Origin of the sequence: Sphingobium amiense, from assembly GCF_003967075.1 — a bacterium.
GTDB classification, from domain to species: domain Bacteria; phylum Pseudomonadota; class Alphaproteobacteria; order Sphingomonadales; family Sphingomonadaceae; genus Sphingobium; species Sphingobium amiense.
Map to the genome: position 1 here is coordinate 2,606,929 of NZ_AP018664.1, position 24,441 is coordinate 2,631,369.

General features: G+C 66.1%; 26 protein-coding genes. 10 read left to right on the top strand and 16 right to left on the bottom strand.

Annotated features, from left to right (window positions below; all coding sequences use genetic code 11):
* Positions 1-13: 13 nt before the first annotated feature.
* From SAMIE_RS12635 to mscL, 3 genes are all read right to left on the bottom strand, one after another.
* Entirely contained in the window at positions 14-2,383 is a 2,370-nt protein-coding gene (locus SAMIE_RS12635) for a chemotaxis protein CheA (RefSeq protein ID WP_066702470.1), read from the bottom strand.
* Between the two features lie 140 nt (positions 2,384-2,523).
* Complete coding sequence (locus SAMIE_RS12640; protein WP_066702479.1) at positions 2,524-2,799, bottom strand: hypothetical protein; 276 nt, start codon at positions 2,797-2,799, stop codon at positions 2,524-2,526.
* Positions 2,800-2,943: 144 nt separating this feature from the next.
* Entirely contained in the window at positions 2,944-3,384 is a 441-nt protein-coding gene (mscL, locus tag SAMIE_RS12645) for a large conductance mechanosensitive channel protein MscL (protein ID WP_066702482.1), read from the bottom strand.
* Between the two features lie 103 nt (positions 3,385-3,487).
* Here mscL and SAMIE_RS12650 point away from each other — a divergent pair, with 103 nt between their 5' ends.
* From SAMIE_RS12650 to SAMIE_RS12665, 4 genes are read left to right on the top strand one after another with little or no spacing between them, the layout of a single operon-like run.
* Positions 3,488-4,087, top strand: coding sequence for a LemA family protein (locus SAMIE_RS12650; protein ID WP_066702484.1), 600 nt, complete (start codon positions 3,488-3,490; stop codon positions 4,085-4,087).
* 8 nt (positions 4,088-4,095) lie between these two features.
* The gene (locus tag SAMIE_RS12655) at positions 4,096-4,887 is read left to right on the top strand and encodes a TPM domain-containing protein (protein WP_066702486.1); all 792 of its coding nucleotides are present in this window, start codon (positions 4,096-4,098) and stop codon (positions 4,885-4,887) included.
* The gene (locus SAMIE_RS12660) at positions 4,887-5,564 is read left to right on the top strand and encodes a TPM domain-containing protein (RefSeq protein WP_066702489.1); all 678 of its coding nucleotides are present in this window, start codon (positions 4,887-4,889) and stop codon (positions 5,562-5,564) included. Before SAMIE_RS12655 ends, SAMIE_RS12660 begins: the two co-directional genes overlap by 1 nt.
* Complete coding sequence (locus SAMIE_RS12665) at positions 5,561-6,103, top strand: NUDIX hydrolase (protein WP_066702491.1); 543 nt, start codon at positions 5,561-5,563, stop codon at positions 6,101-6,103. Before SAMIE_RS12660 ends, SAMIE_RS12665 begins: the two co-directional genes overlap by 4 nt.
* A 7-nt stretch (positions 6,104-6,110) precedes the next feature.
* Here the strand turns inward: SAMIE_RS12665 and SAMIE_RS12670 are convergent, their stop codons facing one another.
* Positions 6,111-6,572: a DUF6456 domain-containing protein gene (locus tag SAMIE_RS12670; protein ID WP_066702494.1), complete on the bottom strand. Its 462-nt coding sequence runs from the start codon at positions 6,570-6,572 to the stop codon at positions 6,111-6,113.
* Positions 6,573-6,662: 90 nt separating this feature from the next.
* Between SAMIE_RS12670 and SAMIE_RS12675 the strand changes: the two genes are divergently transcribed.
* Positions 6,663-7,226 carry a helix-turn-helix domain-containing protein gene (locus tag SAMIE_RS12675; RefSeq protein WP_066702496.1) on the top strand — a complete coding sequence of 188 codons (564 nt, stop codon included), beginning with the start codon at positions 6,663-6,665 and terminating at the stop codon, positions 7,224-7,226.
* Between the two features lie 60 nt (positions 7,227-7,286).
* Positions 7,287-8,459, top strand: coding sequence for a glycosyltransferase (locus SAMIE_RS12680; protein WP_066702504.1), 1,173 nt, complete (start codon positions 7,287-7,289; stop codon positions 8,457-8,459).
* Here the strand turns inward: SAMIE_RS12680 and SAMIE_RS12685 are convergent.
* The 8 genes from SAMIE_RS12685 to SAMIE_RS12720 are packed head-to-tail and all read right to left on the bottom strand — an operon-like array spanning position 8,435 to position 17,006.
* Entirely contained in the window at positions 8,435-10,072 is a 1,638-nt protein-coding gene (locus SAMIE_RS12685; RefSeq protein ID WP_066702507.1) for a molybdopterin oxidoreductase family protein, read from the bottom strand. The two genes, SAMIE_RS12680 and SAMIE_RS12685, sit on opposite strands and share 25 nt — an antisense overlap.
* A gap of 15 nt (positions 10,073-10,087) precedes the next feature.
* The gene (locus SAMIE_RS12690) at positions 10,088-11,374 is read right to left on the bottom strand and encodes a capsule biosynthesis protein (RefSeq protein WP_083952594.1); all 1,287 of its coding nucleotides are present in this window, start codon (positions 11,372-11,374) and stop codon (positions 10,088-10,090) included.
* On the bottom strand, positions 11,367-12,992 hold the full coding sequence (locus tag SAMIE_RS12695; protein WP_066702509.1) for a capsular polysaccharide export protein, LipB/KpsS family: 1,626 nt from the start codon (positions 12,990-12,992) through the stop codon (positions 11,367-11,369). Before SAMIE_RS12695 ends, SAMIE_RS12690 begins: the two co-directional genes overlap by 8 nt.
* The gene (locus tag SAMIE_RS12700) at positions 12,989-14,281 is read right to left on the bottom strand and encodes a glycosyltransferase family 4 protein (protein ID WP_066702511.1); all 1,293 of its coding nucleotides are present in this window, start codon (positions 14,279-14,281) and stop codon (positions 12,989-12,991) included. Before SAMIE_RS12700 ends, SAMIE_RS12695 begins: the two co-directional genes overlap by 4 nt.
* 42 nt (positions 14,282-14,323) lie before the next feature.
* Positions 14,324-14,764, bottom strand: a complete 441-nt coding sequence (locus SAMIE_RS12705; protein ID WP_066702514.1) for an HIT family protein — start codon at positions 14,762-14,764, stop codon at positions 14,324-14,326.
* A gap of 9 nt (positions 14,765-14,773) precedes the next feature.
* The gene (locus tag SAMIE_RS12710; protein WP_066702517.1) at positions 14,774-15,409 is read right to left on the bottom strand and encodes a CoA transferase subunit B; all 636 of its coding nucleotides are present in this window, start codon (positions 15,407-15,409) and stop codon (positions 14,774-14,776) included.
* Complete coding sequence (locus tag SAMIE_RS12715; RefSeq protein ID WP_066702520.1) at positions 15,409-16,296, bottom strand: HAD family acid phosphatase; 888 nt, start codon at positions 16,294-16,296, stop codon at positions 15,409-15,411. Before SAMIE_RS12715 ends, SAMIE_RS12710 begins: the two co-directional genes overlap by 1 nt.
* Positions 16,296-17,006, bottom strand: a complete 711-nt coding sequence (locus SAMIE_RS12720; RefSeq protein ID WP_066702523.1) for a CoA transferase subunit A — start codon at positions 17,004-17,006, stop codon at positions 16,296-16,298. Before SAMIE_RS12720 ends, SAMIE_RS12715 begins: the two co-directional genes overlap by 1 nt.
* An 87-nt stretch (positions 17,007-17,093) precedes the next feature.
* Here SAMIE_RS12720 and SAMIE_RS12725 point away from each other — a divergent pair, with 87 nt between their 5' ends.
* Complete coding sequence (locus tag SAMIE_RS12725; protein ID WP_066702525.1) at positions 17,094-17,963, top strand: LysR family transcriptional regulator; 870 nt, start codon at positions 17,094-17,096, stop codon at positions 17,961-17,963.
* A gap of 9 nt (positions 17,964-17,972) precedes the next feature.
* Here SAMIE_RS12725 and clpS read toward each other — a convergent pair whose 3' ends face one another.
* The 3 genes from clpS to SAMIE_RS12740 form a co-directional block, all read right to left on the bottom strand.
* Entirely contained in the window at positions 17,973-18,353 is a 381-nt protein-coding gene (gene clpS / locus SAMIE_RS12730) for an ATP-dependent Clp protease adapter ClpS (protein ID WP_408641239.1), read from the bottom strand.
* A gap of 148 nt (positions 18,354-18,501) precedes the next feature.
* The gene (locus SAMIE_RS12735) at positions 18,502-19,287 is read right to left on the bottom strand and encodes a phasin family protein (RefSeq protein ID WP_066702527.1); all 786 of its coding nucleotides are present in this window, start codon (positions 19,285-19,287) and stop codon (positions 18,502-18,504) included.
* Positions 19,288-19,388: 101 nt separating this feature from the next.
* Positions 19,389-21,128, bottom strand: a complete 1,740-nt coding sequence (locus SAMIE_RS12740; RefSeq protein ID WP_066702529.1) for a PHA/PHB synthase family protein — start codon at positions 21,126-21,128, stop codon at positions 19,389-19,391.
* 142 nt (positions 21,129-21,270) lie between these two features.
* Between SAMIE_RS12740 and SAMIE_RS12745 the strand changes: the two genes are divergently transcribed.
* The 3 genes from SAMIE_RS12745 to SAMIE_RS12755 all read left to right on the top strand — a co-directional run bounded on the left by SAMIE_RS12745 (position 21,271) and on the right by SAMIE_RS12755 (position 23,601).
* Positions 21,271-22,482 carry an LL-diaminopimelate aminotransferase gene (locus SAMIE_RS12745; protein WP_066702530.1) on the top strand — a complete coding sequence of 404 codons (1,212 nt, stop codon included), beginning with the start codon at positions 21,271-21,273 and terminating at the stop codon, positions 22,480-22,482.
* A gap of 79 nt (positions 22,483-22,561) precedes the next feature.
* Positions 22,562-23,050 carry a DUF2721 domain-containing protein gene (locus tag SAMIE_RS12750; protein ID WP_174522250.1) on the top strand — a complete coding sequence of 163 codons (489 nt, stop codon included), beginning with the start codon at positions 22,562-22,564 and terminating at the stop codon, positions 23,048-23,050.
* Positions 23,047-23,601, top strand: a complete 555-nt coding sequence (locus SAMIE_RS12755; protein ID WP_066702536.1) for a (2Fe-2S)-binding protein — start codon at positions 23,047-23,049, stop codon at positions 23,599-23,601. Before SAMIE_RS12750 ends, SAMIE_RS12755 begins: the two co-directional genes overlap by 4 nt.
* Here the strand turns inward: SAMIE_RS12755 and SAMIE_RS12760 are convergent.
* A complete protein-coding gene (locus tag SAMIE_RS12760; protein ID WP_066702538.1) occupies positions 23,586-24,395 on the bottom strand; it encodes a DODA-type extradiol aromatic ring-opening family dioxygenase in 810 nt (269 codons plus the stop codon). The genes SAMIE_RS12755 and SAMIE_RS12760 overlap by 16 nt on opposite strands.
* Positions 24,396-24,441: the final 46 nt, after the last annotated feature.

Here is a 24,441-nt window from a genome sequence, read left to right on the forward strand (position 1 = left end):
CATGGCTGTCCCCTCAGCGTCCCGTGATCGCCGCCATCAGCGCGTCCTGATCGTAACGATAGATGCTGCCCTGTTCCTGCGGCCCGGCCGGACGCGGGGACGTGCGAAGCTGGACGACGCGGCATCCCATGATCTCAGCAGCCTGCGCGGCGTTCGAATCCATGCACAGCACCACGTCCTGCGGTCCCACCTCGCCATCGGCGGGCAGGCCGATCACGACATCCTGACCCGCCTGCCGCAGCAGCGGCGCAAGGATTTCGCGTGTCCATCCATCCTCGCCATCGGCCAGCAGGCAGCGTCCGCGCGGCTGTTCGCCCGCCGCCTCCTCGGGCAGGGCGGCAAAGAGTGCGAAAGGATTGAGCACTTCCAGATGCTCGCCGTCGATAACCGCGACGCCACTCAACACGCCCTGCAGCGCGACCATGTCGGGCACGGCGGGCATCTGCACGATGTCGAGCACGGCGGCGACCGGATAGCAGGCTTCGCGCTGCCCGTCGCGCAGGCGCAGCGCCGACACCTTTTCCCGGTCGAAGCGCGAGATGCCGTTCACCACTGGCACCAGCCGCCCGTCCAGACGCACGAAGGCGCGACCGGCGGACTGGCCGAACAGACTGGCGTCGATATCCTCGACCCGCTCGATCAGCGCCAGCTTGAGCAGCCGCCTCTCGCCCGTCACTTCCTCGAAGCGCAGTGCAGCGACCATTTCGACGCCGCTCGTCGCGCCATCGCGCTCTTCCTGCTGGCGCGCGGCGCGGTCATCGGCGATATTGGGAAGCCGCGCCGCGTTGGCGAGGCCCGCCGCGTCGAGCAGCAGCATCGGCTTGCCATTGTCGGGCAGCGTCATGCCGGCATAGACGCCGCTCGCCATCACCAGCGGCGACGCGGGACGGATCACCAGTTCCTCATGATTGTCGACCGCCGAAACGCCCATGGCGAAGGGGACGCCCGAAGCCGACCGCACCACCATGATCGCGCGCGGCGCGGACTGATCGGGCTTTTCGAGGCCCAGCACATCCTCAAGGTCGATCATCGAATGGCGCACCGAACGGATCGTCGCGACCTTCGCGCCGCCCACGACGCTGATCTGCAGCGTCTCGTTGGTGTCGTGGAGAATTTCGACAACAGCCGCGCGCGGAATCGCGAAATGCTGCCCGCCCGCCCGGACGATGAGGCCGGGGATGATCGTCAGCGTCAGTGGCACGCGCAGCGTGATGGTGAGGCCTTGTCCGGGATGATTGTCCAGCGCGATGACGCCGCCGATCCGTTCGACATTGGCGCGCACGACATCCATGCCCACGCCACGTCCGGACACCTGCGTCACCTGCCGGGCCGTCGACAGCCCCGCCTGAAAAATGAGGTCGAGCTTTTCCGCATTGCTCATGCGCGCTGCCGCCTCGGGCGTCAGTCGTCCGGCGGCAATCGCTTTTTCAACCAGCCGCGCCGTGTCGATGCCCGCGCCGTCGTCGGCGATAGCGATGACGATCTGGTTACCCGACTGGCGCGCTTCGAGGCGCAGGCTGCCCGCTTCGGGCTTGCCTGCCGCACGGCGGCGCTCCGGGGTTTCGATACCATGGTCGATGCTGTTGCGCACGATATGGGTGAGCGGGTCGACGACCATCTCCACCATTTCGCGGTCCATTTCGACGTCGCCGCCCTCCAGCGTCAGGTCGATCCGCTTGCCAAGATCGCGGCCAAGGTCGCGCACCATGCGCGGGATCGCGGCGAACAGCCGGTCGACGCGCTGCATCCGCGTCTTGGAAATGACATCGCGCATGTCCGCGACACAAGTGGACAGGCGCTCGAACACATTGTCGAGTTCCGGATCGCCGGTCCGCTCGCGCAGCTTGCGCGACATTTCGTTGCGCGCCAGCACCATGTCCGACACGCCGTTCATAAGCTGGTCGATGAGGCTCAGCGGCAGGCGGATGGTGCGCGGACCGCTCTGCGCGCCGCCCAGCCGCGCGATGGCGACGGGCGCTGCGGCCGTATCCGGGATACCATCGTCCACCGCTTCAGCCTTGGCCATCAGCGCGCCGATCAGGAAATCGTCATTCTCGTTGGGCAGGGCCGCGCCCGCCGCCACGGCTTCGGCGAGTTCGCCGATGCGGTCCATCACGCCCAGCACAGCGCTCACCGTGGCAGGATCAGCCTCACGATTTCCGGCGCGAATCTCTGACAGCACGTCTTCGGCGGCATGACTCAGCCGTTCGAAGCGTGGCAGGTTGAGGAAGCCGCAGCTCCCCTTGACGGTGTGGAAGAAACGGAAAATCGCATCCAGACGGTCGCGGTCGGCGGGATCGGCTTCCCAGGCGACGACTTCTCCGGCCAGCGCCTCCAGCGTCTCCTGCGTTTCCGAGATAAATTCCTGAAGCAGTTCGTCCATTAAGCCGGTCCCGTGGATGCGCGCGGAGGCACCATGGGCGGACTGTGGTTAAAGGCCCGTTAAAGGAAGGCCGCGTTGAGATGAAACGAAAAAGGCGCCGCGGTTGCCCGCAGCGCCTCTTCAATCCTTGATGGCGAAGCTTATTTGCCTTCGCTCTTTTCCACGGCTTCTTCGGCCTTTTCGCCCGCGTCGCGCGTGGCGTCGGCCTTGTTCTCCAGATGGTCGGCGGCGTTTTCGGCGGCGGCAGCGGCGTTACCGCTCAGATTGTCCGCCATGTCCTCCATATTGTCGGCCTGGTTGTCGAGTGCGTCCGCCTTGTTCTCGTATGCGTTCTCGACCTTGTTCTCCTGCTTGGAATCGCAAGCGGCGAGTGCGACCATGCTGGCAAGGCCAAGGACAGTGACGAAGGTTTTCACGGCGTATTCTCCTGTTGCGCCCCCTGGGGCTGACGTATCGGCACCGGGTCCGACAAGCATCTGTGCCATCCCGAACCCTGACGCCGATCAACCGGCCGCGCCAAAGATGGTTCCCGTCGCACGCTCGTTTCGTCGCAAAAACGATTATTTTTTAAGACTGTCCCGGATCTCGCGCAGCAGCACGATGTCCTCGGGCGTCGGCGCGGGAGCCGCGGGTGCTTCCTCTTCCGGTTTATGGGTCAGCCGGTTGACTGCCTTCACCAGCAGAAAGATGATGAAGGCGAGAATGACGAAATTCACCATCACCGTCAGGAACTCGCCCCAACCCAGCATCGCGACGCCGGCGGACTTGAGGTCGGCATAGCTGTCGGGATTGCCCTTGAACCCCGCAGGTATTTCCCCCAGCCGGACGAAGAAGCGGGAGAAATCGACCCCGCCGAACAGGAAGCCGATCACCGGCATGATGATGTCGTCGGTCAGCGATTTGGTGATGGTGGCGAATGCGCCGCCGATGATGACGCCAACCGCCAGATCAATCACATTGCCGCGATTGATGAAGGTCTTGAACTCGAAAATCAGTCCCATGCGCGCGCCTTCCCTGTGGCTGTTCAATAATGTCAGGATGGCCCGTTGCGTGGCTTGGGGCAACGCCCTATTTCAGGCACGAAACCATGCCGGGGACCAGTCCATGCTCTTGCGCCGCCTGACGTCCATTTTCCTGCCGCTGATGGGGGCGCTGGCGCTCTCCGCCTGCGGTATCAACAGCGTCCCCACCGCCGAGGAGACCGCCAAGGCCAAATGGGCGGACGTGCAGGCGCAATATCAGCGCCGCGCCAACCTGATCGGCAATCTGGTCGCCACGGTGAAGGCGGCGGGCAAGCAGGAGCAGGAGACGCTGACCCGCGTCACCGAAGCGCGGGCGAAGGCGTCCTCGATCCAGATCAATGCCGCCGACCTCAACGATCCCGCCAAGGTCGCGCAATATCAGGAAGCGCAGGCGCAATTGAGTCAGGGGCTGGGACGCCTGCTGGCGACCGCCGAAGCCTATCCCGACCTCAAGACCAACGAGAATTTCCTCCAGCTCCAGTCGCAGCTTGAGGGGACGGAAAACCGCATTGCTGTCGCCATCCGCGACTATAATGAAGCGGTGCAGGCGTATAACACCCGCATCCGCACCTTCCCCGACGCGATCGGCGCCAAGCTGATCCATGGGGCCAAGCCCATGACCCCGTTCCAGGCGACGACGCCAGGCGCGGAGGAGGCGCCGAAGGTCGACTTCGGCAACTGACGCCGCCCGTGCTGCGCCGCATGCTCCTCGTCCTCGCGCTGCTGGCGTTCGCGCCGTGCGCGTGGGCGCAGAGCTTTCCCGCGTTCGACGACAAGGGCGTGGTCGATGCGGCGAACCTGCTGTCGCCCGAACAGGAGCAGGCGCTCAGTCAGAAACTGATCGCGCAGAAGCAGGCGAGCGGCCGGTCGCTGGTGGTTGCCACCATCCCCGATTTGCAAGGCTATGACATATCGGACTATGGCTATCGTCTGGGCCGCGCGTGGGGCATCGGGGACAAGGACAGCAACGGCGCTCTGCTGATCGTCGCGCCTGCCGAACGCAAGATCCGGATCGAAGTCGGCTACGGGCTTGAAGGTGTGCTGACCGACGCGCTGTCCTCGCAGATCGTGCGCAACGACATCGCGCCCCGCTTCAAGGCGGGGGACATGGCGGGCGGCATCGACGCGGGCGTGAACGCCATCACCACGATCCTTGCCCTTCCGCCCGATCAGGCGCGGCAACGCGTCGCACAGGCGGAACAGGAGGCGCGAAGCCATGACAGCGGCGGCGGTGGCATCGTCGCGTTCTGGATCATCCTTTTCGTTGTCTTTTTCGTCCTCCTGCCACTCCTCTCCCGTGCGCGGGGCGGGCAGCGTTATCGCGGCGGCGCAGGGCCGGTCATCATCTGGGGGCCGGGAACGGGTTCGGGATGGGGATCGGGCGGTAGCGGCTGGGGCGGCGATGGCGGCGGCGGGTTCAGCGGCGGCGGCTTTTCGGGCGGCGGCAGCTTCGGCGGCGGCGGCGCGTCGGGAGGCTGGTGATGGTAATGCGCCTGACCCCTGCCGACCGCGACCTTGTCACGGCTGCCGTGACGGCCGCCGAAGCCGATACCTCCGGCGAGATCGTCACCATCGTCGCGCGGCGGTCCGACAGCTATCATGATGTGGGGCTGAGCTGGGCGGCGGCGGCGGTGTTCATCGCACTTGCCCTGATGGCGGCCTTCCCGGCGCATCTGCGCGCGCTGCTTTCGATGCTGATGCTCGACTGGGAGCATGAACTGGCCGACTGGAAGCTGCTGACGGGCCTGCTCGGCCTCCTCATCCTCAAATTCCTCGTGGTGCGCTATCTTCTGGCGATCATGCCTCTGCGGATGCTGGTGACGCCGCGCGCGACCAAGGCGCGTCGGGTGCGCCGCCGCGCCATCCTCCTCTTCCGCACCGCCGCCGAAGCGCGAACCCATGGCCGCACCGGCGTCCTCCTTTATCTGAGCCTCGACGAACATCGGGCGGAACTGGTCGCCGACAGCGCCATCAACACGAAAGTCGCGCCCGAAGTCTGGGGCGACGCGATGGCCGCTCTCGTCGCCGCGATCCGCGACGGGCGGCCCGGCGAGGGGATGGCCGACGCGGTGCGGCAGATCGGCGTCGTCCTCGCCGAGCATTTCCCGCGCGAAGCCGATGACATCAACGAGCTTCCCGACAGGCTGATCGAACTATGACCGACCCGGACCGCGACGCAGCGGAAGAAGTGATGTGGGAGGGCCGCTTCATCACGGCCAAGCGGCGCGGCAAATGGGAATATGTCGGCCGCGCGCGCGGCATCCATGCCGCCGTCATCCTTGCCGTCGACGAAGCGGCAGACGGGCGCCACGTCCTGCTGGTCGATCAGTATCGCGTGCCGCTGGGCCGCCGCTGCATCGAACTGCCCGCGGGACTGGTCGGCGACGAGGACGAAGGCGAGGACGCGCATCTCGCCGCCGCGCGCGAACTGGAGGAGGAAACCGGCTACCGACCGGACCGCCTCGAATCGCTCGGCCAGTTCTGGAGCTCGCCCGGCATGGTGTCGGAAAGCTTCACGCTCTTTCGCGCTCACGGCCTTGAAAAAACCGGCGACGGCGGGGGAGTGGCGGGGGAGGACATTCGCGTCCATCGCATTCCCCTTGCCGCCCTTGCGGACCGGATCGCGGCGTGGCGGGCGGAGGGCTATGCGATGGATGTGAAGCTGCTGCTTCTGCTTGGCGCAGGCATGGTTGGCTGATCGCCGCTCAGGGCACGCGATACCAGTCCGCCACCCGGTCGAGCGCCAGCGTCAACACCAGCTTGCCCGCACGCGTCGGCCAGCCCAGCGCCTTTTCCGCCGCGGCCAGCCCCTCCCCCGCGCAGGCCACGCGCCATAATATGTCGGCAAGGCCCGGTCCCGCCGCCGCGATCGCGCCGTCGAACCGCTCGCGTGCCGCCATCTGCGTCAGCGTCGGGTCGGCTGGCTGCGCCCCGCTGTCGCGCTTGCCCTGTCGCGGCGCGCTGTCCCAGTGCATCGTCACCCGCGCGCGCAGCCCCGCCCGCTCCCAGTCGCGGCGCAGCGCCTCCCCCGCCGCATAGCGCCGCGCGGTGAGCATCCCGCGCGCATGAAGCCAGGCCAGCGGCGATTCGCCGATATGGACCAGCACGCTCTGCATCCGTCCATCCAGCCCCTCGATCTGCTGCTCGATATATTTGATCTGGCCCATGGAAAACCTCGCTCCGGTCGAGCGAAGCGCTTGCCATGGCGGCGTTTTTGTAGGAAAGATTGAACCAGATAGGTTATTCAGGATCATGAGATGATTACCCGCATCCGCGAAGTGCGCAAGGCGAAGGGGCTGACGCTCGAACAGGTGGGCGCGCTCTGCGAACCGCCGACCACGGCGCAGACAATCGGGCGGCTTGAAACTGGAACGCGCACCGTATCGGTGAAATGGCTCAATCGCATCGCGACCGCGCTCGGCGTCACCAGCGCCGAGCTGGTGGCGCTGCCGGGACAGGCCGACGTGCCGGTCGCCGCCCTGCTCGGCCCCGATGGCACACGCGCGCCGACCCGCCCCCTGTCCTTCCCCGCCCCGGTCGGGTCCGAAGGCATGGTCGGCGTCCATGTCAATGCCAGCATCGGCGACTATCGGAGCGGCGACGCCATCTGGTGCCGCCGCATCGCGCCCGCAGAATTCGGCACGATGCTTAACCGCGACATCCTCTTTCCCCGCCCCGCCGGGCGCTTCCTCTTCGGCCGCCTTATCGGGCGCGAGGGCGACCGGCTCCAGATCCTGCCGCTGGGGTCGGGCGCACGCCAACTGGTGCTGACCGACCCGCCATGGGCCGCCGTCGCGGTGCAACTCGTCCGACGGCTCTAGCCAAGCGGATTTTACAGCCGTAACCCTTTGCTAAAGCCGGGCGGCTAGAGGAGAGGGACCATGGCGCTCAACATACTGATGCTATCGACGCTCTTCCCCGACATCAGCCGGCCCAATTTCGGCGTGTTCGTGGAACGGCAGGCGCGTGAACTGGCAAGCCGTCCGGAAGCGGACGTGACCGTCATCGCGCCGGTCGGCCTTCCGCCATGGCCTTTCTCCAGTGCGGGACGCTATGCCGCTCTGCGCGCGCTGCCGCGCAAGGAGCGCTGGCGCGAACTCACCGTCTATCGCCCGATCTTCACGCTCATCCCCAAATTCGGCCGCGCGCGCAATGTAGGCGCGATGACCCGCGCGATCCTGCCGTTGGTGAAGCGGCTCCATGCGCAGCGCCCGTTCGACGTGATCGACGCCAGTTTCTTCTTTCCTGACGGCCCGGTCGCGCAGCGCCTGTCGAAAGCGCTCGGCATCCCTTATTCGGTGAAGGCGCGCGGCGCGGACATCCATTATTGGGGCGTGCAGCCAGGCACCAGAAAACTCGTCCGCCGCGCGGCGGACCGGGCGGCAGGCCTGCTCGCCGTATCGGGCGCGATGAAGCGGTCGATGGAGCGCATGGGCATCGACGGCGACAAGATCCGCGTCCACTATACCGGGGTCGATCTCGACACGTTCGAACTCGCCGATCAGGACGCGGCGAAGGCGGCGCTGGGGTTCAGCGGCCCGGTAGTGTTGTGCGTGGGGGCGCTCATCCCGCGCAAGGGGCAGGATCTTCTGGTCCGCGCGCTGCCGCTGCTGCCCGGCGTCACGCTGCTGCTTGCGGGTCAGGGCGCCTATCGCCGCACACTGGAGACTCTGGCGCAGGAACTGGGCGTGGAGCGGCGCATCGGCTTTCTCGGCTCCGTGCCCCATCACAAGCTGCCGCGCATCTTCGCCGCCGCGGACGTGATGGCGATGCCGTCCGAGTCCGAAGGGCTGGCCAACGCCTGGGTCGAAGCGCTCGCCTGTGGCACGCCGCTGGTCATCAGCGATGTCGGCGGCGCGCGCGAACTGGTCGACCGTCCGGAAGCGGGCCGTATCGTGGACCGCACGCCCGAAGCGATTGCGGAAGCGATCCGCGACACGCTCGACGATCCGCCGGATCGGCAGGCGGTGCGCGCCGCCGCCCTGCGCTTCACATGGGAAGCCAATGGCGACACGCTGCTCGCGCATCTTCAGGGCATCGCCGCCACCGACTGAGGCGGGATCAGCCGCGCCCGCCCGTCCGGTGTCGCGAACCGGCCGTCCTCGAACGGCACCTCTCCCCAGCGCCATGGCGTCAGCTCGTCATAGGCGGGGTTCGAGATCGGCGCATGGCGTTTGAGGTTCAGCACACGCGCGCCGTCATTGCCATAAGCGGTCAGCCGCACATGCTCGCGATAGATGTCCGCCGGCCGTTCATAATGGAAAGCGTCGCCCCAGCCCATCGCCTGCGCGACCCTGGTCATGGCCCACCAGTCCGGCCGCGCCTCGCAGGGCAGGTCCAGCAGGCGGCGATGACGGCTGATAAGTCGGTCGAGACCCGTCAGCGTCCCGTCCTTCTCCACCCAGACGGGCGCGGGAAATTCAAAATCCCAGCCCTCTTCGCCCGCCTGCGCAGTGGAGCGGATGGCGAGCGGCACACTTGCCCGCGCCTGCGCCAGCCATCCGGCGTCATCGCCCGCTTCACCGATGCTCCAGAGCGCCTTCACCCGCCCGTCCGCCATCGCGTCCAGCAGCGCATCGCTTTCCAGACCCGGCTCTTCAGCCATCGCCCGCGCGCCCCAGAAGCGCGCCACCTGCGCCCGCGCCTGCGCATCGAAGCCGCGATGCGCCGCCAGCTCATACGCCACGCACCCCGTCTCGCGCAGCGCCATGCCGTGCGCGCTCGCCGGAACAGGGAAGGGCGCGGCGTCGCTGCGCCCGATCCGTCCGGTTGCGACATGAAGGTTGCCGACCGCCGCCGCCAGCGCCACATCGTCCTGCGGGTAGAGCGTCACCGCCGCCGGCGTCCGCGCCCATCGGTCGAACAGCGCGCGCAGGTCGGCCACGCTCATCCCGCACCGACGCGCCAGCGACCAGAGATCCCGACCGTGGCGCAGCTTCATCCAGAAATCGTCCGGCACCGCGACATGATCGCGCAGCCACAATTCGTCAAGCAGCCCCATGTTCCGGCAATGCAGCAGCAGTCCCTCAACCAGCAGCGCACTGTCCTGCGCCGTCGCGCCGACGTGAAGATCGCATGCGTCTTCGAAAGCGGGTGCGAGCACGATCACCTGCGCGTCATGATCGGCCCGCGCCGCCGAGATCCGTTCCATCAGCACCGGATGGCTGCGCCCCGGATCGAAACCCGCGATCAGGATCATCTCCGCCCGGTCGACATGCTCGCCGGTGGCGGGCACCACATCCTCACCGAACCCGAAGCGCTGCGCCGCCGCGCCGCCTCCGGCACCGGGCGCATGGATATGGCCGGAACCTAGAAAACCCTTCACCAGCTTGTTGGCGACGTAAAGATCCTCGATCAGCATGCCCCCGCCGACATGCAGAGCCACCGATCCCGACCCGTGCCTCGCCACGATCTGCGCCAGGCGCTTCGCGGCGAGCAAGACGGTCCGGTCCCAGCTTTGCCGCCGCCCCCCGATACGCGGCGTCAGCAATCGCCCCTCCAGCGCCCCCGCCTGCGCATCGAGCGCTTCCACCCGTTCGCACAACGCACCCATATTTGCAGGATGCTGTCGGTCCCCCTCGATGGAAAGCGCGCGCCCTTCGCGCACCATTGCACGAATACCGCAGCCGACGGCGCACTGGCCGCATTGCGCGCGAACGATCGTCATGACTGCCGCACAGCGCTACTCCGCTGCCGCGACGACTTTCCACGCCTTGTGTGGCGGCGGCAATGCGCTGTCTGCCGATACTTTGCCAGCATCCCTGTCGCCGATCAGCCGGGGCAAAGCATTCTCGATCAGCATATTGAGGCCCACATCGCTCAGCAGGCCGCCCCGGATCAGGCAGCGATCCTCCAGCACCTGTCGGAAACATCCATAGAGTTCGCAATCGGGCGCCTGCGGACGCGACCAGAAATCATCGAGTGGCCCGCCATGGACGACGCCCGGCACCTTGTAGACCGCATGACCCATCACCGCCACGGGTTTGGCGCGGTTGAGCGCCAGCGTCCCCACCGTGCTGTTGACGGTTACGACGCCCAGCGACAGTTCCACCACTTCGGCAATGTCCCAGTCGGCGAGATAGGCAACCCGGTCCGCCACGCCATAGCGCCGCGCCAGCTTCTTGGTCAGCCGCCCCCAGCCCACCAGCCCCGCGTCGAGCGGATGGCGCTTCACCACCAGATGCGTGTGCGCGGGCGCGTGATGGGCAAAGCTCTTGATGACGAAGCGCAGCGCAGCGCGCATGTCCCCGAAAGGGGAATGAACCCTGATCTGGTAATCGGAATTGAGTTGCAGCGGCAGGGTGAAGAAGGCTTCATCGCGCACCGACGCCCATGTCTCGGCCGACCGCCGCCGTTCCGCATCCCTGCCCGCCAGCTTGCGGAACCAGCCCACCGATTCCGCCAGCATGCTGTGCGGCCGGTGCGTGCGGTAATGCGGGAAATAGAGGCCCATCGCCGCGGCGGCGAGGCCGTTGCGCATCGTGTTGCGGGCCCGCTGGCGGAAGGTCGACGGGACGGGCGTTTCGTCCAACCGCAGCGGCGGCAGCCCTTTCGCCTGATCGCGATACCATTGCGGATCGAGCGGCAGCGTCGAATTGCCGTTCACGCCGTCATCCTGCAACGTCATGAAATCGGGCCGGATATAGCCTTCCTCCATGACATGAACGCGGATGCCGCGCAGCCGCGCCATGCCATGCGCCGACGTATGATAGGGGCGGCAGTCGCCATAGAGGATCAGGTCGGTGACGCCGTGATTGACCACGAAATCGTCGAAATAGAGCGGCCAGTCGTTCAGCGTTCCGCGATAGTCGGTCGCGCCTTCGCCCGGCCAGTCCACCTTGTCGCCGCCGTTGATGTTGATCCGCAGCGCACCGTGCCCCTTCGCCCGGAGCGCATCCGCCAGCATCGAGAAGAAGGGACCGTGCGGCCCCTGAAGGAAGAGGAAAGTCTTGAAACGCGTCTCAGCCATTGGCCCGCTCGGCTGACAAGGTCATAAATCTCTGCACTCTGCCCTGCAATGTTCGCAGCCGTATCAGCCAGTTCGACGCCGGCGCGGGACCGCTGGCGATCCGTTCCGCCATCAATTCGGGACCACATGCAAGCCCGGTCACCGGATCAACATAGCGTGGATAGAGAATCAACGCACCGGCGACAAGCTGATCAATATGCAACACCCGCCCCCGGCGCGGGCAGGGCGGCGCGAGATCGCGCGTCAGCCCCCATCCCGCATAGAAGGGCATGCCGTGCACCGTCACGCCGCATCCGCGCATCAGCGCCTCGAATCCGGTCAGCGACGAGAGAACATGTACTTCGTCCACCGCCTGCACGAGGTCCATGAGCGGCGATCCCGTGTCGATCGCATCGGCGTGGGACAGGACGACCGTATCAGGGATATGCCCCCTGCGCAGCCCCGCCTGCACATCGGGATGCGGACGGTAGACGATCCACGCGTCCGGCTCCGCCGCGCGCACGCGGGTGAGAAAATCGAGATTGCCCGCCACTCCCGCACCGCCCTGCCGCACGGACAGGTCATCGTCCACCTGCCCCACCGCCAGAACGGTGCGCACCCCTTGCGGCAGGTCGATCACCTGGCCGGCGCCGCGTCCATATTTGGTGACGCCGGACGCACATAGCCGCTCGCGCAGCGCCTTCGCCCGCGCGATCATCTCCGGCGCGAAATCCTGCGTGGCCAGCAGCGTTTCAAGGTCGCTCGGCCCCTGCGCGTCATAATAGATGCCACTGCGGTCCACCACGACCGACCCGGGCGGATGCAGCGCCGCGCCCAGCCCTTTGGAGCGCAGGAACCCGTCCTCCACCCGCGCGACCGGAACGCCCGCCTGTTCCGCTTCCGTGCGCAGCGTTTCCGGCACGCGGCTGGGCCAGATCGCGAGCGTGCCCCGCTCCCGCTTCGCTCTGGCAAGGCCGCGCCGCGCCGACAGGAAGGGCGGCGCGCGATGGCCGTCCCACAGCAGGCGGTTCATCGCATCGCGCTTCCAGAAAGCCATGCCGCTCGCCGCCGAAAGGCCACGATTGCCGTCCATGTGCCGCCGCCAGTCGGACAGGATCGTGACCGCCGCCTCCACGTCGATCGGTTCGCCGGTGAAGCAGTCGCGATAGCGTGCAGCGCCGATCCGCCGCGCCGCTTCGGCGTGCAGGGCTGCGCCGGAAATCGGCTCGCCATCTCCCCCGACCACCGGCACGCCCAGCAGCCCGGCAATCAGCGCAGCCTCTTCGTCGATGCTGGCATGAACCCGATCCGCCCCGCCGATGAGCGCCCACAGGTCGCAGTCGGCGGGCAGCCTGCGCCCGCCGCACTTGCGCGCCTTCGCGCCCGACAGGATGCCGACCTGCTCCACATCCATCCCCTGTATTCCCGACACCGGGACAGGGACGCCGCTGCCGATGACAATCCGTATCCCCTCGGGCTGTGCGCCCCAGAAGCATCCGCCGACCCGCTCGCGCGCGATACGGTCGAGCAGCGCTTCGGAAACCGGCGCGCCCTCCTCCGCCTCGACGCTGATCGCCGCCGCATGCGCCGCCACGCCGGGAAAGGGGGGCGACCGCAGGAATGGCAGCGCAGGGGTCATGCGAAGCTGGCCTGCAGTTCGTCCAGCAGGTCCGTCACGATGTCGAAATAGCCGCGCCATGTCGGCGCGCGCCATTCGGCGATCCGCTCCATCTGCGCCGCCCGCTGCGGCGATTCTTCGGACGCATAAGCGTTTATCGCGCCGATCCAGCCGGGGCCGTCGAGCGGATCGAGATAGTCGGGCGCGTCGCCGCCGACTTCGCGATGCGCGCTGATGTCGCTGCATATGACCGGCACGCCCGCCGCCAGCGCCTCGACCACCGGCATCCCGAACCCTTCCACGAAGGACGGCATCAGCATCGCGCGTGCACCCGCAGTCAGCGCCTGCATTCGCGCGTCCGACACCTCGCCCGCCTCGATCACATGACCGCGCAGAATTTCGCCGCGTTCGAGGATGTCGACGACATTCTCATTTTCCCAGCCCCGCCGTCCGATCAGCACCAGCATGGGCGCGGCATCCCCCAGCGTTTCGACCAGCCGCCGCCAGACATTGAGCAGCAGCAGATGATTCTTCCGCGGCTCTATGGTCGAGATATAGACGAAATAGGGCCGCTCGGGCAGCGGCTCCCCGCTTGCGCCGAAGATGTCGGGCGCGTCGGCTCCGAAATGCGCGACCCGCACGATCCGGTCTGTCAGGCCACGCGTCAGGTGCGGAGCGAGCGCGTCGAGCGTCGCCTGACTGTTGCCGATGATCCCTGCGGCATAGCGGTCGATCGTGCGCACCCGCCTGCCATGCTCTGCCGCGCCTTGCGGCCGGGCATATTCAGGGTGGCTCAGCGGGATCACATCATGGACGAGAGTGACGAATTTCGCCCCTTCCGCCCGAAGGATCGCGCCGACCTGTTCATGGTCGTCGAGATGATGGGGCGATACCTGAAGATAGATGCGCGGACGCGTGGGTCGTGGAACCGGGCGGGGGCGGGTGGCGAACATATGCCGGATCACCGACTTGCCTTCCCGCAGGTCCGCCGCATCCGCGTTGCGCCATTTGGCGGCGGTGAAGGCGAGGAACTGGCGCACCGCCGCGCCGCTCAGCCGCCCATAATAGCCGCCCGCCGGATGCACGGCGGCGAAGGCCAGCCGGTCGGGCATCCGTTCAAGCAGCTCGCGCGCATAGACATATTCCACCCGGTCGATCCCGGTGGGCGAGGCATGGAAGGCGCGCGAGAGCAGGCGCGACACATCGAGGATGACCTCGCTCTCACCGGCAAGCGCGGTCAGCCGGTCGGCACGCCGCTTGGTGCGCAGCGCCAGCCGCGCACCGGGCGCGTTGAAGGGACGCAATGCCATCTCAGACCCTGTCGCACGGGCCGATTGCGACGCCATCCCGCATCAGAGGTATGCGCGTATCTCTTGCGCCAGCGCGGCGAGTTGCGCCGGATCGGCCTGCCCCGCCTGCCCATGGGCTGCAAAGCCCGTAGCGTCTCCCGACCAGCGCGGCAGGATATGGACGTGCATGTGAAAGATCGTCTGTCCCGCGGGCGCGCCATTATACTGCGCGATCTGGATGCCGTCAGGGTTGAGCGCCTGACGGATCGCGATCGCCACCCTCTTCGCGGTGGCCATTACCTGCGCGATGGCCTGCTCCTCCATCTCCAGCAGGTTGCGCGCCCTGGACCATCTGGAAATGACGAGGGCATGGCCTTTCGTCTGTGGCATGATGTCGAGGAAGGAAAGCGTATGCGCATCCTCATAGAGCCTGACCGAAGGAATCTTGCCTTGCAGGATGAGGGCAAAGACATTGCCCTCATCATAAGTGCCGTCGAGGCTCATGAACGCGCCTTAATTGATATAATGGGCGCTCGTCTTAGCAGCGACTTCCTCCGCCGTCACGCCGGGCGCGCACTCGATCAGCCGGAACGGACTGTCATGGTCGGGACGCTGGAAAACGCAGAGATCGGTGACGATCATGTCCACCACATTCTTGCCGGTCAGCGGCAGGGTGCAGGAGGGGATGAACTTGGGGCTGCCGTCCTTGGCATTGTGCTCCATCACGACGATGATCTTCTTGACGCCCGCGACGAGATCCATCGCGCCGCCCATCCCCTTGATCATCTTGCCGGGAATCATCCAGTTGGCGATGTCGCCATTTTCCGCCACTTCCATCGCGCCCAGCACGGTAAGGTCGATATGCCCGCCCCGAATCATCGCGAAGCTGTCGGCGGAGGAAAAATAGGCCGACTGCGGCAGTTCGCTGATCGTCTGTTTGCCCGCGTTGATAAGGTCGGCGTCCTCCTCGCCCTCATAGGGGAACGGCCCGATGCCCAGCATTCCGTTTTCCGACTGGAGCGTCACCTCGACCCCTGCCGGGATATGGTTCGCCACCAGCGTCGGGATGCCGATGCCGAGGTTCACGTAAAAACCGTCCTTGAGTTCCTTCGCCGCGCGCGCGGCCATCTCGTCACGAGTCCAGGGCATCAGTTCTTCCCTCCATCGGCGGGCAAGTCCCACCTTTTGTCCATCGGAAACACATCGTCAAAGCCGCCCCTGAGGGCCGTGCCGTAGACAGGGTTGGGCAGCACGAACCAGCCCCGCCCCCATAATGTCGAAACGGGCGTCCCGACCGTCAGCGCGCGGCGCGCCGGGACGCTCTGGCCGGTCGCATTGAACAGATCGGAAAAGTCTCCCAACTGGTCGCCGCCCTGCGCCAGCACGCAATATTTCGCCGCGATTGTCGCGCGGCGGCCGTCCTTGCGATTGCCCTGTCCATCGTCGCCCGCGAGGTAGAGCGTCTCGCCATGCACCGCCTCGCCCAGCCCCGCCGCACGGATGGCGCGCGCGGTCGCTTCGGCATTGGCGACGGCGCGATTGGTGTTGAAGATCACCGTCACGCCCATGCCGCGCAGCCTCGCCACGCCTTCCGCCGCGCCCGGAACCGCAGCGACCGCGCCTTCGCCCGTCTTTTCCCACGCGTCCCAGTCGGCGGCGTTCCAGCCCCGGCCCGTGCGCGCATCGTGAAATTCGAACCCGATGTTGAGCACCACCGTCTCATCGACGTCGAAGATCGCCGCATAGGGCTTGGTCCCGCACGGCGCGAAGGACGGCGTGGCGAGCGACGCGCCGTCCGCCAGCACCACCGAATTGGCGGGTCGCGCCTTCACCCTGTCGCTGACATAGGCCGCCAGCGCCTGCCATACCTGCACCGACAGGGCGGCGGCTTCGCCCGATCCGTAGAGATATTGCATCCCGGCGGGCGGATTGGCAGGCGCGGGCGCGGGTGTTGGCGCCGGGGCCGCGACCTGCGCAGCCGGAGAGCAGGCGGCAAGACCCGCGAACGCACCCGCCGCCAGGGCGGCGCGGCGCATCACGCCGCTTCCCGTGTCCGGGTCGTGCGGAACTCGATCTTCTTGTCGTAGGGCGCGCCCACGATCATGCGCTTCACATAGATGCCGGGCAGGTGGATCGCGTCGGGATCGAGGCTGCCGGTCGGCACCACTTCCTCCACTTCCGCGACGCAGATCTTCGCGGCGGTCGCCATCGGCTGATTGAAGTTGCGCGCGGTCTTGCGGAAGATGAGGTTGCCGCTTTCGTCGGCCTTCCACCCCTTGATGATGGCGACATCGGCGAAAATGCCGCGTTCGAGGATATAGTCCTGCCCGTCGAACGTCTTGACTTCCTTGCCCTCGGCCACCTGCGTGCCGACGCCGGTCTTGGTATAGAAGCCCGGAATCCCCGCCCCGCCCGCGCGGCAGCGTTCGGCGAGCGTCCCCTGCGGACAGAACTCGACCTCCAGTTCGCCTGCCAGAAACTGCCGCTCGAACTCCTTGTTCTCACCGACATAGGAGGAGATCATTTTCTTCACCTGCCGTGTGCGCAGCAGCTTGCCCAGCCCCTCGCCGTCGATCCCGGCGTTGTTGGACGCAATGGTCAGATTCTTCACCCCCGCATCGCGGATCGCGTCGATCAGCCGCTCGGGAATGCCGCACAGGCCAAAGCCGCCCGCGCACAGATGCATCCCGTCGAACAGCAGACCTTCCAGAGCGGCAGCGGCATCGGGGTAGAGCTTGTTCACCATGGGGCGCATTCTCCTCAATTTGTGAGCCGGTCTAAGGGGGACGAACGATCAATACCAATGATTTGTTTTTTCCGTTAAACCCAAATCATGGCTATCAATCGTATCGCTTTCTATCATCTCGAAACGCTGTTCTGGATCGCGCGGCTGGGGACGTTCGCGGCGGCGGCGGCGCGGCTCAACACGACGCAGCCCGCGATTTCCGCTCGCGTGCGCGAACTGGAAAGCCACCTCGGCACCGCGCTTTTCCGTCGGGAGGGTCGCAGCATGGCGCTCACCCCCGCAGGCCGCGAGCTGGTGCGCGAAAGCGAGCCGCTCTGGGCACGCTTTCAGGGTGTGCTCATGGGATGCGCCGACGCAAGCGGCGCGCGCGGTGTCGTCCGCGTGGGCGCAGGAGAGATCGCGGCGGCGATCTGTCTGCCCGGCTTCGTCACCGGCCTGACCCGCGACCTGCCGAACGTCAGCCTTGAGATCGACATCGCGCTCACCGTCGACCTCATCCAGCAGCTCGCGTCAGGGCGGGCCGACATGATTTTCGGCGCGGGACGGGTCGCGCATCCGATGCTCCGCACCCTGCCCATCGGCGCGGTCGATCTGGTCTGGCTCGCCAGTCCGGACATGGCGGCCTCCATTCCCGAGCGCGCGCCGGTCTGGTCGCTCTCCGACGCATCGCCGCTCTATCGCGTGGTCAAGGAGGCACTCGCCGCCTCGCGCCTGGCGGACAGTCCGGTCAATCTGTGCAACAATGTCCGCACGATGATCGACATCGTGGTGCAGGGCGGAGGGATAGGCGCCTTTCCCGCGCCGATGGTGGGCGAACATGTCGACAGCGGCCGGCTGGCTCCGGTGCCGCACATGCCTTCCCTGCCGCAGATCGAATTTCATGTCGCCGTGCGGGCCGCAGAAAGCGACCCGCTGGTGCTCGCCATCTTCGACCGGGCGAGCGGCCTTCGCATCTAGCCGTTTCGCTTACGCCTTTTCCAGCGTGCACTGGAGCGGGTGCTGGTTCTGCCGGGCGAAATCCATCACCTGATTGACCTTCGTTTCGGCGACCTCATAGCTGAAGATGCCGCAAACCCCGACGCCGCGCTGGTGCACATGGAGCATCACCCGCGTCGCTTCTTCCATGTCCATGCGGAAGAAGCTCTGGAGCACATGGACGACGAACTCCATCGGCGTGTAGTCGTCGTTCAGCATCAGCACCTTGTAAAGCGAGGGCTTCTTGGTCCTCGTGCGGGTGCGCGTCGCAATGCCGACGCTGGGGCCGCCCGGACCTTCGCCCTGATCGTCCGAGTCGCGGTCAGCCATGCGGGCGGCCAGTGCCGATGAAGGGATGCTGCGGATGTCCATGATGGGTGAGGATATGGCGATTCGGCTGTCCATGACAAGAGGCGAGCGCGCCGCCCGCCGTGCCGAAGGCCCATATTGATCCATGGAAAAGGGCGCGCTTCCTGTGGGAAGCGCGCCCTTCTTTTCAATTCCGGTCGCTGGCCTGCCTTCAGGCGGCGAGCGCCTTCACCTTGTCGGTGACGACGGTGACGCGCTCGGTCAGCGGCTGGGCGACTTCGCCGGCCAGCTTCACCAGAGCTTCGCTGTGACGCGCGGCTTCCTTGGTGAACTCGTCGAAGCTGCTGGAGAGGAGCTGCGACTGGAGCTGGAAGAATTCGGTCGGCGTCTTGACGGTCGAGAAGGTCTTGAACGAAGCGGTCGCCTTCTCGAAGCTCTTGCGGCTGTAGTCGACGGCTTCCTGACCGAGCGTTTCCATGGCCTTGGCCGCGATCTTGCCCGATTCGACCATCGCTTCGACATTGCCCTTGGCAAGGTCGCTCAGCTCTTCGATCGCCTTGGTCGATTTTTCGACATGAGCCTTGGTCTTCTCGTTGAAGTCGGCATAGGCCGTTTCGAGCTTGGCCTTGGCTTCTTCCGCGAACTTCTTACCGTTTTCGATAACTTCGTTCATGATCTTGGTTCCTTCTGGGCCGGACAGCGGCTGGGTCGCAACGGGATCGGCCTGTTCCGGCAGGCTCTCTGTGATCGGGGACGGAGCGACAGGCTCCGCGGGCGTGGGCAGCACCTCCTGCGGCTCCGGCGCGGCGTCGACCGCCGTGGTGGCGGCGATGGCCGCGACCGGGCGAGCAGGCTTTGCAGGCGCGGCACGACGTGCCGGCTTGGCCGGAACGCTGATCGCGGCTTCCGCCGCCTTCAGCGCCTCGCTGGCCGACAGGGTCGTCGATCCGGCCTTCTTGCGCGGTTTGCGCGCCGGGGTCTTGGGGGGAACTGCCATGCCCGTTCTCCGATTTGCTGCACTGCACAATAATGCATCAACCTACACGATGCAAGTTCTTTTTGTGCGCTGCAACAAAACTCGTAGTAGCTTGCTAGGCCTCACCGTTCCTTGACGTAGCGCCCCGGCGCATCCTCTATCGCACTGAGCGTGCCTTCTCCGGGAATGCGCGCCCCCTTCACCTTGACCGTGTGCGAATCGATCCCTTCGATCCATTGCCGCCAGTCCGGCCACCAACTGCCCTTGGTTTCCTTCGCGGTCGCAAGAAATGCGTCCAGCGTCTCCTGCGCGTCCTCGCAGGACCAATATTGATATTTCATCGCCGAGGGCGGGTTGACCACGCCCGCTATATGACCCGACCCCGCGAGTAGGAAACGCACCGGTCCGCCAAGATGGCGGGTGAGCTTCCACACGCTTTGCAGCGGCGCGATATGGTCTTCCCGCCCCGCCTGCACATAAGCGGGGGTCTTCACCTGCGTAAGGTCGATCGGCGTCCCATCCACGCTGATTGCGCCCGGCACCACCAGCAGATTGTCGCGATAAAGCTGCGTCAGATAGTCGCGGTGCCAGCGCGCAGGCAGGTTGGTCGTGTCGCCATTCCAGTGGAGCAGGTCGAAGGGCGGATAATCCTGCCCCAGCAGATAATTATTGACCACATAGTTCCAGATGAGGTCGCGCCCGCGCAGCAGGTTGAACGTCGCCGCCATGTAGCGACCGTCGAGGAAGCCCGAAGCGGAAAGCTGATCGACCAGCTTCATCTGTTCATCATCGACGAAGAGCGCGAGATCGCCCGCCTCGCTGAAATCCACCTGCGCGGTGAAGAAGGTCGCGCTCGCCACCTTGTCCGCTTCGTCCCGCGCCGCCAGAAGCGCCAGCGTCGCGGCGAGCGTCGTCCCCGCCACGCAATAGCCGATGGTGTGGACGCTCTCCACCCCCAGCAGGCCGCGCACCGTGTCGATCGCGTCGATCTGGCCCCGCAGGATATAGTCATCCCAGACCATGTCCTTCATCGACGCATCCGCCGACTTCCAGGATACGAGGAAGACGCTCAGTCCCTGATCCACCGCCCATTTGACGAAGCTCTTTTCGGGCGACAGGTCGAGAATATAGAAGCGGTTGATCCACGGCGGGAAGATGATGAGCGGCGTTTCCAAGACCGCTTCGGTCGAAGGCGTATAGTGGATCAACTGGTAGAGCGGCGTTTCGTGGATCACCTTGCCGGGTGTCGAGGCGATGTTGCGGCCCAGTTCGAACACCGTGCCGTCCGTATGCGTCAGTTGCCCGCGCTGAAGGTCGGCCAGCATATGTTTCAGGCCTTTGACCAGATTTTCTCCGCCGCTCTCGATCGTCTTCTGCACGACCTGCGGGTTCATCAGCGGGAAGTTGCTGGGGGCCAGCGCATCGACCAGGCCGCTGGTCGCGAACCGCATCTTCGCCTTCTGTTTGGGATCGACGCCATCCACCGCGTCCACCACCTTCATCAGATAGTCCGACACCAGCAGATAGCTCTGCCGGATGAGGTCGTAAAAGGGATGCTCGGTCCAGGACGGGTCGGCGAAACGCCGGTCCCGCTGCGCCGCGGGGCTGCCGGCGGGAGCCGGATCGGGCGCGTCGCGGAGCAAGCCGCCATTGTCGAGGAACCGCTGCCACAGCGCCAGCCCTTCGTCAGCGAAGCTGCTCTGGATGCGCGCGATGAGTTCAGGGTCGAAGGGCAGGCTCTGGCCGGTGACGCTTGCCGCCTGCTCCAGCATCAACTGCTGCGCGCGGCCGATGACCTGCGTCCACTGCTGCATCTCTTCCAGCGTCGGCAGATGCGGTTCCATGACGTCGTTCTTTTCCATGGCCACCGTCCTCTTCCTGGCATTCGCACCCATGCCGCTTTCGCTGGCGCGTCTCCCACCGGCGGGTTATAGCCGGAATGTGACACGCTCACGGCGCGTCACGCACTATTCCTCACCGAGAGCTTTCAGGAAAGCCCCTATAATGTCCGAAGAATTCTACCGCATGAAGCGCCTGCCGCCCTATGTCATCGCTGAAGTCAATGCGATGCGCGCGGCCGCCCGTGCGGCGGGGGAGGACATTATCGACCTTGGCATGGGCAATCCCGATCTGCCGCCGCCCGATCATGTCATCCAGAAGCTGATCGAAGTGGCGCAGAAGCCGAGCGCACACGGCTATTCCCAGTCGCGCGGCATTCCGGGTCTACGCAAGGCGCAGGCCAATTATTACGGCCGCCGTTTCGGGGTGGACATCGACCCCGATACCGAGGTCGTCGTGACCATGGGATCGAAGGAAGGCCTCGCCAGCCTTGCGACCGCCATCACCGAGCCGGGCGACGTGGTGCTGGCGCCCAATCCCAGCTACCCGATCCACACATTCGGCTTCATCATCGCGGGCGCGACCATCCGGTCGGTGCCGACGACGCCGGACGAGAATTATTTCCGCTCGCTGGACCGCGCCATGGCCTTCACCGTGCCGCGCCCGTCGATCCTCGTCGTCAACTATCCGTCCAATCCCACGGCGGAGACCGTCGACCTTGCTTTCTACGAGCGGCTGGTCGCATGGGCGAAGGAGAACAAGGTCTGGGTGCTCAGCGACCTCGCCTATTCCGAGCTTTATTATGACGGCAACCCGACGCCCTCCATCCTTCAGGTGCCGGGCGCGAAGGACGTGGCGATCGAGTTCACATCCCTGTCGAAGACCTATTCGATGGCCGGGTGGCGGATGGGCTTTGCCGTCGGCAACCGCAAGCTGATCGCGGCGATGACGCGGGTGAAATCCTATCTCGACTATGGCGCGTTCACGCCGATTCAGGCGGCAGCCTGCGCCGCGCTCAACGGCCCGCAGGACATTGTCGAGAAGAACCGCCAGCTTTACCACAAGCGCCGCGACGTGCTGGTGGAAAGCTTTGCGCGGGCGGGGTGGGACATTCCCCCGGCGCGTGCGTCGATGTTCTGCTGGGCGCCGCTGCCCCCCGCGCTCAAGGACATGGGGAGCCTCGAATTCTCCAAGCAGCTCCTCACCCATGCCAAGGTCGCGGTCGCGCCGGGCGTCGGCTATGGCGAGGATGGCGAAGGCTTCGTGCGCATCGCCATGGTCGAGAACGAGCAGCGGCTGCGGCAGGCCGCGCGCAACATCAAGCAGTATCTCAAGTCGATGGGCATCAACACGCCCTCGTCGAAGGGCGTGGCTTGATTTATCGGCCATAGTCTGACTTTCTGTTCCCTGGCCCTGGCCGGGGAACAACAGCAGCAGGCATCGTCCATCCATGACCATGATCCCCGCGCTTCCTCAGGTCAGTCAGGTCGCGCAGACCATCCAGCTCGCACTTGCGCCCGTGTTCCTGCTCGCGGGCATCGGCGCGTTCCTCAACGTGTGCGTCAGCCGGCTGGCGCGCATCATCGACCGCGCCCGTGCAGTCGAGGATCTTGTGCTGACCACGCGCGGCAAGGAACATGACCGGATGGTCGCCGAAATCCGGGTGCTCGACCGTCGGATGAGCGTCGTCAACGCGTCGATCTTCCTGTCGGTCGCGTCCGCCTGCGCGGTCTGCCTCGTCGTCATCCTGCTGTTCGCGGGCAACCTGTTCGGGGCGCATCTCGGCACGCCGGTCGCGATCCTGTTCAGCCTCGCCATGTTGTTGCAGGCGGGCGCGTTCGCGACCTTCATCCAGGAAATCCGCCTCGCCTCGCGCACGATCCACATCCGCAACGAAGTCCTCTACCACAAGGCGGAAGCCGAGGAGGAAGAGGCGGCGGCATGACGAAGTTCACCGTCAACGACCGCCCGGTGCACTATAGGATGGACCCGGACACGCCGCTTCTGTGGGCGCTGCGTGACGCCTCCAACCTCACCGGCACCAAATATGGCTGCGGCACCGGCGATTGCGGCGCGTGCACGGTCGATATCGACGGGGAAGCGGTGCGGTCCTGTCAGGTCACGATCGGCAAGACCGAAGGCCGGTTCGTCACCACCATAGAGGCGCTGTCGCCCGATCGCGGCCACCCGCTGCAACAGGCGTTCGCGGCGGAGAATGTGTCGCAATGCGGCTATTGCATCCCCGGCGTCATCATGGCCGCTTCGGTGCTGCTGCGCCGGACCAGCGATCCCAGCGACGAGCAGATCGACGCCGCCATTACGAACATCTGCCGCTGCGGCATCTATCCCCGCCTGCGCGGCGCGATCCAGCGGGCGGGCCGAATCATGCGCGGCGAGGAACAGATCGCCGCCGCGCCCCCGCCGGGCATCACGCCCGAAGAAGCCGCCCGCACCGTCCCGGCGCTCGGCCATCCCGGCGCTCAGCCAAAGCGGTAGCCGGACACGGCCCAGCCCAGCACGGTGCTGCGATGTGCGAACGTTGCCGCGTCATCGCCGCCCGCGCCCAGCGCCACCATCAGCGGCAAGAGATGCTCCTCGCGCGGATGAGCGAAGCGCGCATGGGGCAGCGCCTCCCACGCGGCCACGCGGGCGGCGCGGCGATCCGGGTCGGGATCGGTCACGGCCTGCGTCAGTGCATCGTCCCACTCGACCGAAGGCGCCGTCGCCTCACCGCCGCGAACGCGCAGATTGTGGAAGCTCATGCCCGATCCGACGATCAGCACGCCCTCGTCGCGCAGAGGCGCAAGCGCCCGGCCGGCGGCGATATGGGCGGCGGGATCGAGATCGTGGCGGAGCGAAAGCTGGGCCAGCGGAATGTCGGCGCCCGGCACCGCGACCTTCATGGGGATGAAGACGCCGTGATCCCATCCCCGTTCGCTTTCGGTCGCGGTGGCGAACCCTGCCGCACCCAGCAGCGCCGCCGCGCGCGCGGCGACATTGGGCGCGCCCGGCGCGTCCCAGCGCAGCGTGTAGGTGTGGGGCGGAAAGCCGTGATAGTCGAACAGCAGGCCGGGCCGCTCGCCTGTATGGACGGTGAAGGCTTCTTCCTCCCAGTGGCCGGACACCAGCAGGATCGCGCGCGGCCTTTGCGGCAGACCGGCGACCAGGGCGGAGAGATAGTCCTGCATCGGCTGCCACATCGGCGCGCAATGGGGGTTCTGCGGGTCTGCCGGGTCCATGAAGAAGCAGGGGCCGCCGCCATGCGGAATGAAGAGGCTGGGCAAGGTCATGCTGGGGTCCGTTCGATGGCACCGCGGGCGCTTAGCTTCGCATATT

Excerpts from the sequence above, each read along its gene's own strand:
- SAMIE_RS12635 (WP_066702470.1), bottom strand. The coding sequence starts at position 2,383 with ATGGACGAACTGCTTCAGGAATTTATCTCGGAAACGCAGGAGACGCTG.
- mscL (WP_066702482.1), bottom strand. The coding sequence starts at position 3,384 with ATGGGACTGATTTTCGAGTTCAAGACCTTCATCAATCGCGGCAATGTG.
- SAMIE_RS12650 (WP_066702484.1), top strand. The coding sequence starts at position 3,488 with ATGCTCTTGCGCCGCCTGACGTCCATTTTCCTGCCGCTGATGGGGGCG.
- SAMIE_RS12660 (WP_066702489.1), top strand. The coding sequence starts at position 4,887 with ATGGTAATGCGCCTGACCCCTGCCGACCGCGACCTTGTCACGGCTGCC.
- SAMIE_RS12665 (WP_066702491.1), top strand. The coding sequence starts at position 5,561 with ATGACCGACCCGGACCGCGACGCAGCGGAAGAAGTGATGTGGGAGGGC.
- SAMIE_RS12670 (WP_066702494.1), bottom strand. The coding sequence starts at position 6,572 with ATGGGCCAGATCAAATATATCGAGCAGCAGATCGAGGGGCTGGATGGA.
- SAMIE_RS12675 (WP_066702496.1), top strand. The coding sequence starts at position 6,663 with ATGATTACCCGCATCCGCGAAGTGCGCAAGGCGAAGGGGCTGACGCTC.
- SAMIE_RS12680 (WP_066702504.1), top strand. The coding sequence starts at position 7,287 with ATGGCGCTCAACATACTGATGCTATCGACGCTCTTCCCCGACATCAGC.
- SAMIE_RS12685 (WP_066702507.1), bottom strand. The coding sequence starts at position 10,072 with ATGACGATCGTTCGCGCGCAATGCGGCCAGTGCGCCGTCGGCTGCGGT.
- SAMIE_RS12690 (WP_083952594.1), bottom strand. The coding sequence starts at position 11,374 with ATGGCTGAGACGCGTTTCAAGACTTTCCTCTTCCTTCAGGGGCCGCAC.
- SAMIE_RS12695 (WP_066702509.1), bottom strand. The coding sequence starts at position 12,992 with ATGACCCCTGCGCTGCCATTCCTGCGGTCGCCCCCCTTTCCCGGCGTG.
- SAMIE_RS12700 (WP_066702511.1), bottom strand. The coding sequence starts at position 14,281 with ATGGCATTGCGTCCCTTCAACGCGCCCGGTGCGCGGCTGGCGCTGCGC.
- SAMIE_RS12705 (WP_066702514.1), bottom strand. The coding sequence starts at position 14,764 with ATGAGCCTCGACGGCACTTATGATGAGGGCAATGTCTTTGCCCTCATC.
- SAMIE_RS12710 (WP_066702517.1), bottom strand. The coding sequence starts at position 15,409 with ATGCCCTGGACTCGTGACGAGATGGCCGCGCGCGCGGCGAAGGAACTC.
- SAMIE_RS12715 (WP_066702520.1), bottom strand. The coding sequence starts at position 16,296 with ATGCGCCGCGCCGCCCTGGCGGCGGGTGCGTTCGCGGGTCTTGCCGCC.
- SAMIE_RS12720 (WP_066702523.1), bottom strand. The coding sequence starts at position 17,006 with ATGGTGAACAAGCTCTACCCCGATGCCGCTGCCGCTCTGGAAGGTCTG.
- SAMIE_RS12725 (WP_066702525.1), top strand. The coding sequence starts at position 17,094 with ATGGCTATCAATCGTATCGCTTTCTATCATCTCGAAACGCTGTTCTGG.
- clpS (WP_408641239.1), bottom strand. The coding sequence starts at position 18,353 with ATGGACATCCGCAGCATCCCTTCATCGGCACTGGCCGCCCGCATGGCT.
- SAMIE_RS12735 (WP_066702527.1), bottom strand. The coding sequence starts at position 19,287 with ATGGCAGTTCCCCCCAAGACCCCGGCGCGCAAACCGCGCAAGAAGGCC.
- SAMIE_RS12740 (WP_066702529.1), bottom strand. The coding sequence starts at position 21,128 with ATGGAAAAGAACGACGTCATGGAACCGCATCTGCCGACGCTGGAAGAG.
- SAMIE_RS12745 (WP_066702530.1), top strand. The coding sequence starts at position 21,271 with ATGTCCGAAGAATTCTACCGCATGAAGCGCCTGCCGCCCTATGTCATC.
- SAMIE_RS12750 (WP_174522250.1), top strand. The coding sequence starts at position 22,562 with ATGATCCCCGCGCTTCCTCAGGTCAGTCAGGTCGCGCAGACCATCCAG.
- SAMIE_RS12755 (WP_066702536.1), top strand. The coding sequence starts at position 23,047 with ATGACGAAGTTCACCGTCAACGACCGCCCGGTGCACTATAGGATGGAC.
- SAMIE_RS12760 (WP_066702538.1), bottom strand. The coding sequence starts at position 24,395 with ATGACCTTGCCCAGCCTCTTCATTCCGCATGGCGGCGGCCCCTGCTTC.